Below are 13,361 nucleotides of genomic sequence, written 5' to 3'. Positions count from 1 at the left end.
CCGGCGCGGCGTCCGCGGTGCCCAAGCAGGGCGAGTCGCCCGATGCGGCACCGAGTCGCGAGATCACCGACGCGGTCAAGGCTTCATGACGACGTTCTGAGCGGCGCATGCCGCGCTCGCGGCGCGTGGTTTCGCTGTCAGGACGAAGGTGGCGCACAACCCGGCGACTGCCCCGCGTCGAGAGCTCGCAGGCTCGCCGCGATCGTCTCGGCCAGTTCGGCCACGGCTGCGCGATGACCGGCGGCAAGGCCGGCGTAGCCGGGTGCGACCGGCTGCTGGTGGCTCGTGCGGCAGCGCAGCGCGCGCCGCGGTTCCTCGTTCGAGCGCACGCGCCAGTCGGCCTCGAGCCGCGCGGAGCGGCCCAACGCGGAATCGAGCCGCTGCACGTCGATGCGCACGCGCCAGCGCTCGCGGCGCGACCGGTCGGACGATTCGCGCACCCCGAGCACCTGCGTCAGCCGCTCGGCGACGGCGGCCTGCATCTCGTCGGCGAGCGGTGCAATCCAGCGCTCCTGCTCCACCACGGCCAGCGTGCCATCGGCGAGTTGCACCACCATCTGCGGGCGATCGACCTGTGCCGGAATGCCGATGGGCAGCAGTTCCCAGGCCGGCCCGCGAGACGGCCGCGCGGCGCCCTCGGCGCGAGCAGCATCGATTGGTGACATCAGCGTATGAAAGCGCGTTGCCTGCGGCGTGGCGCAGCCGGCGAGCCAGAGGCTTGCGCAGACCAGTGCAGCGCCCAACCGCGGACGGCGCGCATGCGAAGGCACACGAGGCAGGAAACGGCGCTTCATCGGGACCCTTCGGTGGCGCCGGGCGGCGGCGCAGCACGGTTGCCGCGCAGCAGCGATTCCGGGTGCTGCTGCAAGTAGTCGGCCAGCACGCGCAACGAGCGGGCTGCGCGGCGCAGCTCTTCCAGCGCTTCGTTGGCGTTGCGCTGCAAGGGCGCGTCGGGCTGCGCGAGGTTTTGCTCCAGGCCTTCGAGCGTGGACTGCGCCGAGGCCAGCGTTTCCCGCACGTCGCCGAGCGCCTGCTGCGCCTCGGGCGAGAGCTGCTCGATCGCCTGGCGCGCGCTGGCCAGCGTTTTAGTCAGCGTCGCGCTCGCGATGTTGGCATTGGCCAAAGTAGCCTCCAGGCTGGCGCCGATTTCGCCGAAGCGCACCTTGCCGATGCTCGCCACGATCTCGGCGAGTTGCGGCTGCACGTCGGCCAGCGTGCCCGGCACGCTGGGCAGGGTGGGCACGGCCGCGGTCGTGTCGAACTCGGCCTTCTTGGCACGCGCAACGAAATCGAGCGCCACGTAGAGCTGCCCGGTGAGCAGGTTGCCGGTGCGCACCTGCGCACGCACGCCGGCATCGACCAGGCTGGCCAGCAGCAGGTGATCGGCGCTGGCACCGGCTTTCGGCGGCGCCTCGAAGGCGCGACGCACATTGCCCAGGCGCACGGGGAAGATTTCGGCGATGACTTCGAGTGCAAAGCCGCGCGTGTCTTCGTCGTGTTGCAAGGTGACGGAGCGCACGGTGCCGAGTTCCACGCCGAGCAGATCGACCGGCGCGCCGACCGTCAAGCCGCGCAGGGACTGGTCGAACACCATGCGCACGCGCATCGGCTCGCCGTCGGGCGGCGACATCGCGGCCTTGCGCGTGCCGAACAGATCGAAGCGCTCACCTTCCACCGCCGGCAACGCCGCCGGCTCGCCTTCCGGCGTTGCGAAGGCCACGCCCCCGGCCACCACGGAGGCGATGGTCTGGGCATTGACGGTCAGCCCGCCGGCATCGAAGGCGAGTTCGACGCCGCTGGCATTCCAGAAACGCGAGCGCGGCGTCACCAGGCTTTCGAAAGGCGACTCGATGAAGACGCGCACCTCGAGCTCGTCGAGCGCCGGGTCGAGCGCGTAGTCGACCACGCGGCCCACGCGCGCGCGGCGGTAATACACGGGGGAGCCGACCTCCAGCGAGCCGAGGTCCTTGGCACTGAGCACGAAGCTGCGCCCGGGCTCGCCGCGCAGCGGAAAAGGCGGAGTTTCCAGGCCGACAAAGCGGTTGCGCTCCACGTTCGACACGCCGGCATCGACACCGATGTAGGAGCCCGAAAGCAAGGTGTCCAGACCGCTGACGCCGGCCGTGCCGATGCGCGGGCGCACGACCCAAAAGCGCGTGTCCTCCACCGCCAGTTCGGCCACGCTCTTGTTCAGCGAGGCCGAGATGAGCACGCTCTCGCGGTTCTCGCTCAGCGCCACCTCGGTCACGCGGCCGACCACCACTTCCTTGTAGCGCAGCTCGCTGCGCCCGGCTTCCAGACCTTCGGCGCTGCCGAGCTCGATGACGATGTCGGGCCCGGCGCTTAGCAGCGAACTCAGCACGAGGTAGATGCCCACGACGAGCGCGCCGAGCGGTACCAGCCAGACCAGCGACAGCCGCAGCGGGCTGCCGCGCGCCAGCAGCGGCTCGGGGTACGGCACGGCCGGCTCGGTGTCGGGCGGCGGCACGGTGTCGTCCAGGCGGGGCGGCTCAGCCATCGTTCCTCACGTCGGTTTGCGCAGGCCAGATCAGCCGCGGGTCGAAACTGGCCGAGGCCAGCATGGTGAGCACCACCACGGCGCCGAAGGCCAGCAGCCCGGCCTCGGGGCGCACGCTGGCAAAAGCGCCGAAGCGCACCATGCCCACCAGCAGCACCACCACGAACACGTCGAGCATCGACCAGTGGCCCACGCTCTCGATCACGCGGTAGACCTTTGCGCGCGCCTGCTGGCGCCAGCGCGAGGCGCGGCGGGCGGTCCACACCAGCATCGCCAGCGCCGCGATCTTGAGCACCGGCACCACGATGCTGGCGATGAACACGATCAAGGCCAGGCCCGTCGACCCCGACAACCACAACTCGGCGATGCCGCCGAGCAGCGTGTGCTGATAGGGGCCGAACACGCTCTCGGTGGTCATCACCGGCAGCAGGTTCGCGGGAATGTAGAGCACCACGGCGGCCATCAGGAAGGCCGTCGTGCGCTGCAAGCTGCGCGGCTTGCGCACGTGCAGCGCGCAGCCGCAGCGCGGGCAGGCCGGCGCAGCGTTCGCGCGGGGCGCGGCCTGGCTGACAAGACCGCAGCATTCGCAGGCGCCCAGCCCACGGGCCCGGGCGGTGTCAAGGCGGCTCGACAAGGGACTCATGCAACGCCCTTCGCGACACGCCGCCACAACGAGTGCAGACCCGTCGCCTGGTTGGCGGCGAGCAGCAGCGTCAGCAACGCGAACGAGAAAACGCCGACGCCTGGCACCACGCTGGCCAGCCCGGCGCTGCGCACCACCGCGATCAGTGTGCCGAACATGAAGACTTCGACCATGCTCCAGCGCAGCAGCCAGTGCAGCGCGCGCAGCGCGACGGCCCCGCCCGGCACGCGCCGCCCCCCGGCCAGCGGCGCGACGATCCACAGCTGCAGCAGGATGACGGCCAGGGGAAAGGCAAACGCCGTCGCCGCCGCCAGCACGGCCACGGCGTGCTGGCCGGATTGCCAGGTGCCCAGCATGGCTTCGTACAAGGTGACCCGCAGCTCGACGCCGCGCAGGTCGAGCGTGACGATGGGCGTCAGGTTGGCGATGGCAAAGACAATCAGCGCCGCCAGGGCGAGCGCGAACTGCCCGTCGATGGAGAGCCGGTCGCCGCGCTCGAGCACCGCCGCGCAGCGACGGCAACGCGCCACTTCGCCGGCGCCCAGCTCGCGGCGCGTGTGCAGCGCATCGCAGTCGGGGCACGCGACCAGTTCGGGGTGCGTCGCAAGGTGCAGCGCGCGCGGCCGTGAAAAACCCGTCGACATGTGTGATTGATCGCCTTTCGAAGCTCGCCCGGCTGGAGTGGTCGGGACTACTGGTGCCCCAACGTCCAGCTGCGGCCCGCGTCGCCGTATTGGCACGCACGACGGATGCGAGAGTACCCGAGGCATGCCGAGCTTCGTCAAGGCAGCGCCGTCGGTTCGGTCTTCCAGCGCACGGACCGGCCTCACCCGGCTGTCCAACATGGAAAGATCGAGTCCATGCATACGTTGCAGGCTCCTCCGGGCATGCGGATCGCCCTCCTGCGTGGAAGACGGCTCACCGGTCAACATCACTCGAGGATTCCAGAATGTCGAAGAAGTCGGGGAGCACACTGCGGCGATGGGTCTGGTTGTGGGGCCCGCTCGCGTTCATCGTTCTGGCCGTTGCACTGTGCGAGTGGCTGGCTTGGCCTTTCCTTCGCGGGCCGCTCGAACGAGGGCTCGAGCGGGGCCTGTCGCGCGAGGTGAGCATCGGCCAGGACTTCGGCGTCCGTTTGTTCGGCTCGATACGTGCACGCAGCGACTCATTGGTCATCGGCCCGCCGCCCGGCGGCCCTCATTTGGAGAATGCCGCCGGCCAGCCACGCGATTTCCTGAGCGCGAGCAACTTCGCATTGACCGTGCCCTACTCGACGGTCCTCGCCCTGTGGCGCCCTCAGCCCGACTCGGTGCTGCGGGTGCGCTCGCTCGAGGTGGACGAGCTCGACATGACGCTGGTGCGCGATGCCGAGGGCCGCGCCAACTGGCAGTTCGGCACCGAGCCGAAGGAGCCCGAGAAAGAGGAAGCCGAGTTGCCCCGGTTCGACCGGCTCGTCGTTCAGCGCGCGCAGATTGCCGTCGAAGACGCCGTGACGCAGGTCGTCGTGCAGGCCCAGCTCCGCACGCACGAAGGCAGCGCCGGTGCCGCCTCGCCGGCCGCTTCTGCCTCGCCCGGCGCATCGCCCCCCCAGCCCGCAGGCAGCGACCCCCGCAACGCCGACACCACCAGCGCGCCGGCGCGTGGCCTAGAGGCCACTGCCGTGGGGAGCTACCGCAAATCGAAGCTCGAGGCGCGGCTGCAGACCAGCGGCCTGCTGCCGCTCGCCGCCAGCGGGGCCGACGCCGAGCCGGTGCCGGTGGTGCTCGACTTGCAGGTGGGAGAAACCGAATTTCACCTCGACGGCACCGCGCGCGACGTGCTGGCGCTCACGGCGCTGGACGCGCAGTTCCGTTTGGCGGGACCTTCGCTGTCGGCGGTGGGCGACTCGCTCGGCATGACCCTGCCCACCACGGCCGCCTTCGAGACGAACGGACGAGTGCGCAAGGAACTCGAGGTGTGGCGGATCGGTGTCAGCCGCCTCGCGGTCGGCTCGAGCCGGCTGCAAGCCGACCTCGTCTTCGACCGCAGCGCGCCCGTGCCGAGCCTCAGCGGCACGCTCGGCGGTGCGCGGCTGGCGCTGCCCGATCTGGCGCCGGCCTTCGGCGCGCAACCTGACGAGGACGAGCAGGCGGCGAAGTCGCAGGCGAAAGCGAAAGCGAAAGCGAAAGCGAAAGCGAAAGCGAAAGCGAAAGCGAAAGCGAAAGCGAAAGCGAAAGCGAAAGCGAAAGCGAAAGCGAAAGCGGATCTGGCCAAGCGTGGCCGCGTGCTGCCGGAAAGAGAGTTCGACGTGCCTTCGCTGGCGCAGATGCAGGCCGACCTGAAGCTGGAGTTCAAGCAGGTGGATCTCGGCACGCCGCAGCTCGAGCCGTTCGCGCCGCTCAACGGGCGGCTGCGCCTGAAAGACAGCCGGCTGGCCATCGACAACCTGCTGGCACGCAACTCGGGCGGCGAACTGCGCGGCGCGCTCTCACTCGACGCGAAGAGCCAGAAGGCGCCGATCTGGAACGCCGACCTTCGATGGTCGGGCATCCGGCTCGAACGCTTCGTCAAGGCGGGCCAGGGGCGCGACACCAAGGCCGATCAGCCGGCGAGGGTGGGCTATGTGGGCGGCGCGCTGAGCGGCCAGGCGAAGCTGCAGGGGCGCGGCCGCTCGACGGCCCAGATGCTCGGCTCTCTCGACGGCTCCACGCAGTGGTGGGTGCGCGAAGGCAGCATGTCGCACCTGTTGCTGGAGGTCACCGGCATCGACATCGCCGAAGGCCTGGGGCTGGTGATCAGTGGTGACGAATTGCTGCCGGTGCAGTGCGCCGTGGCGAGAACCGTGGTGAAGGACGGCCTCATGTCCATCGAGGTCGGTGTCATCGATACGCCCGACACCACCGTGCTGGTGGGTGGCACGGTCGCGCTGGGCAAGGAGCAGCTCGACCTGCGCCTTACCGCCAACCCCAAGGACTTTTCCCCGCTGGCGCTGCGGGCTCCAGTGCGTGTTGAGGGCAGCTTCGCCGATCCCAAGGTGGGGCTGGAAACCAAGGCGCTCGGCCTGCGAGCCCTGGCCGGCGTGGCCCTGGCGACGGTGGTGACTCCGTTGGCCGGCCTGCTCGCGCTCGTCGATCTGGGAGAAGAAGAGAAGGCGGTTTGCCAAAAAGCGGTGGAGCGCCTGCGATCCGCGGCGCCTCCGGCGAAACCGCCGCCCCGCAAGCGCTGAGGACGCCGGAGACGCTCGGACCCACCCGCAAAAAAAACCGCAAGCTTTACAACCCCGAACGGAGGCCGGGGCAGACCGGCTTGCAAACGCACGACCCGATCAGACGCGGCCGCTCCTTTGCCGCCGGGCCGCCAGAGCCCCGACCATCCCCAGCCCCGCAAGCATCATCGCGTAGGTCCCGGGCTCCGGAACGGCTGTAGTGAAGTTGACGACAACGCGGGTGCCGTCAACGTAGCTCAGGCCGTTCCAGTCGATCGCGATCCGGCCGTCGTCGAAGACGACCCTGCTCGAATCGAATCCCATCATGCTGGTCTGCGCGTCAACCAACGCACCTGTGATTCGCATCGGGCCGGGTGAGGTCAGGTCGAACACGAGACCGTTGAAAGGGGCACTGCTCCAACTCGGCTGGACGCTGAAAACGACTGCCCCTCCAGACCCGCCTGTGCCGAACCACAAGCCGCTAACCCCGCCAGCAGCGATATCGATGTGAAAGTGAATCTCATGGTTCCTCCGGGGTCACGACGAACAGCCGCCTTCGGGAAATTGTGTCAGCCGTTCTCCGGATCACAGCGCGGGGCGGGCCGCCTTTCCCGGGATCAGGGCGCCCTTGATCAGGGGTTCACGCCACTTCCCATGGCGCCGATCCGTCAGCGTGCGCGTCAGATCGTCGGTGCGGGTACGCTCGAGCAGCGAACACCGGCGCCGACGCTGGCGATCGGTATCCCGTGGTTGGTGGCAACCACGTTGCAGGCAAGCGCCAGGGCGCTGCTGTCGAACACGACCACTCCGCAAGGCCGGCTGGTCTTTACGAGCCGCTCAAAGCGCTCGGCGATCTGTGCCGTTTGCACCGCCGGCGAGTTGGCGGTGACGTCCAGCTCGATGCAGTTGTGCCGAGCGGTGTCGATGAATGCTCGTTTTCGACCCCCTCAGTTCGATGCCTGACACCGAACCATCGCCACAAGAACGGGGGGTATGAACCTCACAGTCGGGCACATATATTTCGAGCGGTCAAGGCAGATAGGGGTTGCGACATGGCACGGCGACCCGCGCGCGATTCGGGTGGGTTGGCTGATCCGGTGCAGGCGGGGAACGTTGCGTCGCGCCTGCTGCGCACATCGCAGCCGAATTGGCGTTCTGTACTTCTTTGCGCTTTGCTGAGCGTCAGCGCCTGCGGCGGGGGAGACACACCCCGAACCGCAGCAGCAGATGGTCGCGCTCGCGCTGCCGCTGCGGCGCCGGCAGCGAGCCAGTGGTCGGCACTGATCCCCTTGTCCCTGGTTCCCGCGGCGGCCGCCAACCTGCCCAATGGCAAGGTGGTGTTGTGGTCGGCCGAGACGCGCATCAGCTTTAGCAGCGGCAGCCAGACGTACACGACCGTGTTCGATCCGACGACGAACACGGCCGCGGAGCGCTTGGTCACGAGTACCGGCCACAACATGTTCTGCCCCGGAACCAGCAACCTTCCAGATGGACGTTTGCTGGTCAACGGCGGCATCAGTTCGGCCAAGACCAGCGTGTACGACGCCATCACCAACAGCTGGTCTTCGGTTGGCAACATGAACATCACGCGCGGCTACAACGCCAACTGCGTGCTGGAAGACGGTTCGGTGTTCACCTTGGGCGGATCGTGGTCGGGAGGCGTCGGCAACAAGCATGGCGAGGTCTGGACCGAGGCGGCAGGGTGGCGGCGGCTGACGGGCGTGCCCATTGACACGATGCTGTCGGTCGACACAACCCGCAATTTCGGCGGCGACAGCCACTTCTGGCTCGTCACGGCCGGCAATGGCAAGGTGTTCCATGCCGGGCCCGGCATGCAGATGCACTGGATCGGTACGCAGGGTGTCGGCAGCGTCGCGCCGGCGGGACCGCGGGGCGATGACGAATTCAGCGTCAACGGCAACGTGGTGATGTACGACGTGGGCAAGCTGCTCAAGACCGGGGGCATGCGGGGCTACGAGGGGGTGCCGGCCAACGCGAACGCCTATGTGATCGACATCAACGCTGGCGTGCAAGTGCGCAAGATTGCGCCAATGGCCTTTGCGCGCACTTTCCACAACAGCGTGGTGTTGCCGAACGGTCAAGTGGTGATCGTCGGCGGCCAGACCTTCGGCGCGGGCTTCAGCGACAACAACTCCGTCTTGCGTCCAGAACTGTTCGACCCGGTCACCGAAACCTTCACCCAGCTACCGCCGATTGCGGTGGGCCGCAATTACCACAGCGTCGCGCTGCTGCTGCCCGACGCCCGGGTGATGTCGGCAGGCGGTGGCCTTTGCGGCGGTTGCACGACGAATCACCCGGACCTGCAGATCCTGACCCCGCACTACCTGCTCAACGAAGACGGCTCCTTGGCGACGCGCCCCGTCATCGCCTCTGCGCCGGCCGCGGCGACGCACGGCACCGAGATCAACGTCACCACCGACTCGGCGATCAATGCGTTCTCGCTGATCCGGCTCTCGTCCAACACCCACGCGGTCAACAACGATCAGCGGCGCATCCCCCTGAGCTTCACCGAGACCGGTGCCAACGGTTATCGACTGAGCATCCCGGGCAATCCAGGCATCGTCGTGCCCGGCTACTACATGCTGTTCGCGATGAATCCGGCCGGTGTGCCTTCGGTGGCGAAGATGGTGCAGATCACCGGCGCCGGTGCACCCCGGGTCACCAATCCCGGCGACCAGCTCGGCAACTCGAATGCGCCGGTGTCGATTGCCGTCAGTGCCGCGGGGGCAACCAGCTTCAGTGCGACCAACTTGCCGAACGGTCTGGCCATCGATGCGGGCACCGGCATCGTCAGTGGCACACCGACCCAGGCTGGACGCTTCAATACGAAGTTGTCTGCGACCAACGCCGTGGCGGCGACGAGCACCGAGTTGCTTTGGACCATCGTCGAGCCGGGCTCGGGCATTCAGTACGTGCGGCTGGAAGCGTTGTCGGAAGTCAATGGCAGACCGTGGGCGGAGATCACGGAGTTCAACCTGCTCGACGGTGCCGGTGCAGTGATGAATCGCTCGGGCTGGACGGCCTCGGCCGACAGCGCCGAAACCTCCGGCGCGACACTGGCCGACACCGGGGCGGCCGTCAACGCCATCGACGGACAGCTGACCACGGACTGGCACACGCAATTCACGGGCGGCAGTCCGCCGCACCCGCACGCCTTTACCGTCAATTTGGGTGCAGCCCGTACCGTGACCGGCTTCAAGTACCGACCGCGGGGCGACGGCAGTCTCAACGGCATCATCGCCGCCTGGCGGTTCCACACGAGCCCCGACGGAGTCAACTGGACCGTCGTCGCCGAAGGCAATTTCGCCGACTTCGGCAACCACACTTCCGAGAAGACGATCGTTTTCGATACGGCGCCGCCACCCAACCGGCCGCCGACTCTGACCACGGTGACCAACCGGAGCAATGTCGCGGGACAAGCCGCTTCGCTGAGCCTGAGCGCGAGCGATCCCGACGGCGACCCATTGAGCTATTCAGCCGGCGGGCTGCCCGCCGGCTTGGCGCTCAACGCCAGCTCCGGGGTCATTTCCGGAACGCCCACCACGGCGGGCAGCTATGCCGTGTCGGTGCAGGCCAGCGATGGACGCGGCGGCGTGGCCAATGGCGCATTCACCTGGACCATAACGGCTGCGTCTTTCGTGATCGATCCTGTGCCGGCAGCGCCGGTGGTCGCGGGCAGTGCGGCGACCTTCAACGCCAGCTCGAACGGCGGCGCGGGCGTGCAATACAGCTGGAGCTTCGGGGACGGCTCTCCGGACACCCCGCCTTCCACTTCCTCGACCGCCAGCCACACCTTCGGCGCGCCAGGCCTGTACACCGTCACGGTGACCGCCACGACCAGCGCCGGCACCGTCAGGTCGCTGAGCTTCACGCAAGCGATCTACAGCCCTCCCTCCGGGTCTTCGCGCCCAGCCAATTCCTCGAACGTCGTGCTCGAGAAGCGCGCAGCCGGGAATGCACGCGTATGGCTGGTCAACCAGGACAACGACAGCGTCAGCGTCTTCGACGCGGTAACGCTCGGCAAGCTCGGCGAAACCACCGTCGGTGCAGCGCCGCGGTCGGTGGCCGTCGCGCCCGACGGACGGATCTGGGTCGCCAACAAGGGCGCTTCGAGCATCAGCATCATCAGCCCGAGCTCGCTGGCGGTGGTGCAGACGGTCTCCGTGCCACGGTCTTCGATGCCTTATGGGATAGCGTTTGCGCCCAACGGCACTGCCGCCTATGTCAGCCTCGAAGCAAGCGGCCAGTTGCTCAAGCTCAACCCGAGCACGGGAGCCGTGCTCTCCACGCTGAGCGTCGGGGCGAATCCGCGTCATGTTTCGATCACTGCCGCCAGCGACAAAGTGCTGGTTTCGCGCTTCATCACGCCGCCACTGCCCGGCGAAGGGACGGCCAATGTCGCCACCAGCGTGGGCGGCACGCCGCGCGGGGGCGAGGTCGTGATCGTCACGTCGGCGATGGAGGTGGAACGCACCGTCGTGCTGCAGCATAGCGACAAGCCGGATTCGACGCTCGAGGGCTCTGGCGTGCCGAACTATCTCGCCGCCGCGGTCGTTTCACCCGATGGGGCCAGTGCCTGGGTGCCCTCCAAGCAAGACAACATCAAGCGCGGAAGCCTGCGCAACGCGCTGAACCTCGATTTCCAGAACACGGTGCGCGCCATCACGTCGCGCATCGACCTCGGCAGCTTCGCGGAAGACTATGCCGCACGCGTCGATCACGACAATTCCAGCCTCGGCAGCGCCGCGGTGTTCCACCCCACCGGTGCTTATCTTTTCGTCGCACTGCAGACCAGCCGGCACGTCGCCGTGATCGACCCGGTGCGCAAGGCCGAGATCTTCCGGTTCAGTACCGGACGCGCGCCCGACGGATTGGCCATTTCTGCGGACGGTCTCAGGCTCTACGTCAACAACTTCATGGATCGCACGCTGGGCGTATTCGATCTGACGCGCCTCGTGAACTACGGGGAACTCAATGTGCCGGCCTCGGCCGCGCCGCCAGCCGTTGCCACGGAAAAGTTGACGGCCACGGTACTGCAGGGCAAGCGCCTGTTCTATGACGCCCGGGATGCGCGCCTGGCTCGCGACGGTTACATGAGTTGTGCCTCCTGCCACAGCGACGGTCGCAGCGACGGCCGCGTGTGGGATCTCACCGGCATGGGCGAAGGATTGCGCAACACGATCGCTCTGCGCGGCAGGGCGGGCGGGCAGGGCTTCCTGCACTGGAGCAACAACTTCGACGAGGTGCAGGACTTCGAAGGCCAGATCCGCCTGCTCGCCGGCGGCACCGGTCTCATGACCGACGCCGCCTTCAACACAGGCTCGCGAAGACTTGCCCTGGGCGACCCCAAGGCAGGCCTTTCCGTCGATCTGGATGCTCTGGCGGCCTACGTGGCCTCGCTCAATGCCTTCGATCCGAGCCCGCACCGTCCGAGTGCCGCAGCCCTGTCGACCACGGCGAGCCAGGGCAAGAGCGTGTTTGCCAGCATGAACTGCGCGTCGTGCCATGCTGGTACGCCGTTCACGAAAAGCGGCTCGAACACGCTGTCGAACATCGGCACGGTCAAACCGAGCAGCGGTCAACGGTCGGGAGCGCCGCTCGCAGGCATTGACGTGCCGAGCTTGCGCGACGTGTGGGCTACCGCGCCCTATCTGCACGACGGCTCCGCGCCCACGCTTGGCGCCGCCGTGCGGGCCCACAGCGGCGTCAGCGTCTCCGACGCCGATCTGGCGAAGTTGACCGCCTACCTGCGCGAGATCGGCAGCGACGAAGGCCCGGCGCCTTTAGCGGGCGGTGCCTTCACGATCTGGTCAGCCGCCACCGTTCCCGCGATAGCGAGCACTCCGGAGGCGGCGCCTGTCAACCTCGGCGTCAAGTTCACGACCGAGCAAAGCGGGTTCATCACGGGCATCCGCTTCTACAAGGGCATCGGCAATACCGGCGCGCATGTTGGAACGCTCTGGACCGCCGCGGGAGTACCGCTCGCCACTGCCACGTTCACCAACGAGAGCGCGCTGGGCTGGCAGCAGGTCAACTTCGCCAACCCGGTGGCGGTTTCGGCCAACACCGTCTATGTGGCTTCCTACTTCGCACCCAACGGCCACTATGCCGCGGACAACGATTACTTCGCCGCTGCGGCATTCGACAACGCGCCGCTGCATGCGTTGAGGAATGGCACAAGCGGCGGAAACGGCGTCTATGTTTATGGCGCGAACAGCGCTTTCCCCGGTTTGAGCTTCCGCTCGACCAACTACTGGGTCGACATCGTCTTTGCCTCCACCGCTCCGACCGACACGGTGCCGCCCACGGTCACCGCCAACTCACCGGCCGACGGCGTCGCGGGCGTGGGGACGACGACGGTGGCCACAGCCACCTTCAGCGAAGCTCTCGATCCGGCAACGGTCGTCGCCAGTACCTTCGAGTTGCGAAATGCGGCCGGCACCTTGGTAGCAGCCACGGTGAGCTACAACACGAGCACGCGCGTGGCCACCCTCGCGCCCAGCGGCGCGCTCGCTTCGTCGGCGACCTACACCGCAACCATCAAGGGCGGCGCGGCCGCGCCGCGCATCGAGGATCTGGCGGGCAACGCCCTCGCTGTGAACAAGACATGGTCGTTCACGACGGCGGGCTCCGACAGCACGCCGCCAGCGGTGACGGCGGTCTCGCCTGCGAACGGCGCAACCGGCGTCAGCGCGACGGCTGTCACGGTGACGTTCAGCGAGGCGCTGAACGCAAGCACCCTCACCACGAGCACCTTCGAGCTGCGCAATGCGGCCAATGCGCTGGTGGCATCGACCGTGTCGTACAACGCGACGAACCGCACAGCGACGCTGACACCGAGCGCCGCGCTGGCCGTGTCATCGACCTTTACCGCCACCGTCAGGGGAGGAGCGAGCGATCCGCGGATCAAAGACCTCGCGGGCAATGCGCTGGCGGCGAATGCCTCTTGGAGTTTCACGACCGCAGCACCGCCGCAAGGAGGCTGTCCGTGCAAC

8 protein-coding genes are annotated in these 13,361 nt (G+C 67.8%); 3 read left to right on the top strand and 5 right to left on the bottom strand.

Annotation, left to right across the window (positions count from 1 at the left end):
• Positions 1–137: 137 nt before the first annotated feature.
• Genes H0W38_RS06160 through H0W38_RS06145 form a run of 4 tightly spaced genes read right to left on the bottom strand, consistent with a single transcriptional unit; the run spans position 138 to position 3,805 of the window.
• Positions 138–794: a membrane integrity-associated transporter subunit PqiC gene (locus H0W38_RS06160; protein ID WP_292452155.1), complete on the bottom strand. Its 657-nt coding sequence runs from the start codon at positions 792–794 to the stop codon at positions 138–140.
• Complete coding sequence (locus tag H0W38_RS06155) at positions 791–2,518, bottom strand: MlaD family protein (RefSeq protein WP_292452153.1); 1,728 nt, start codon at positions 2,516–2,518, stop codon at positions 791–793. Before H0W38_RS06155 ends, H0W38_RS06160 begins: the two co-directional genes overlap by 4 nt.
• Positions 2,511–3,161, bottom strand: a complete 651-nt coding sequence (locus tag H0W38_RS06150) for a paraquat-inducible protein A (protein WP_292452151.1) — start codon at positions 3,159–3,161, stop codon at positions 2,511–2,513. The genes H0W38_RS06155 and H0W38_RS06150 overlap by 8 nt, the downstream gene beginning before the upstream one ends.
• On the bottom strand, positions 3,158–3,805 hold the full coding sequence (locus H0W38_RS06145; protein WP_292452149.1) for a paraquat-inducible protein A: 648 nt from the start codon (positions 3,803–3,805) through the stop codon (positions 3,158–3,160). The genes H0W38_RS06150 and H0W38_RS06145 overlap by 4 nt, the downstream gene beginning before the upstream one ends.
• Before the next feature lie 305 nt (positions 3,806–4,110).
• Between H0W38_RS06145 and H0W38_RS06140 the strand changes: the two genes are divergently transcribed.
• A complete protein-coding gene (locus tag H0W38_RS06140; protein WP_292452147.1) occupies positions 4,111–6,366 on the top strand; it encodes an AsmA family protein in 2,256 nt (751 codons plus the stop codon).
• 99 nt (positions 6,367–6,465) lie between these two features.
• Here H0W38_RS06140 and H0W38_RS22035 read toward each other — a convergent pair whose 3' ends face one another.
• Complete coding sequence (locus H0W38_RS22035) at positions 6,466–6,738, bottom strand: PEP-CTERM sorting domain-containing protein (protein WP_367161636.1); 273 nt, start codon at positions 6,736–6,738, stop codon at positions 6,466–6,468.
• Positions 6,739–6,858: 120 nt separating this feature from the next.
• Between H0W38_RS22035 and H0W38_RS06130 the strand changes: the two genes are divergently transcribed.
• Both H0W38_RS06130 and H0W38_RS06125 read left to right on the top strand, forming a co-directional pair.
• Positions 6,859–7,308, top strand: coding sequence for a hypothetical protein (locus tag H0W38_RS06130; protein ID WP_292452145.1), 450 nt, complete (start codon positions 6,859–6,861; stop codon positions 7,306–7,308).
• Between the two features lie 326 nt (positions 7,309–7,634).
• A partial coding sequence (locus H0W38_RS06125) for a DUF4082 domain-containing protein (protein WP_292452143.1) occupies positions 7,635–13,361 on the top strand: 5,727 nt, incomplete at its 3' end.

The sequence above is a fragment of the Methylibium sp. genome (assembly GCF_013817365.1).
In the GTDB taxonomy this organism is placed as follows: domain Bacteria; phylum Pseudomonadota; class Gammaproteobacteria; order Burkholderiales; family Burkholderiaceae_C; genus Methylibium.
This window is presented reverse-complemented; position numbering and strand designations above follow the sequence as displayed.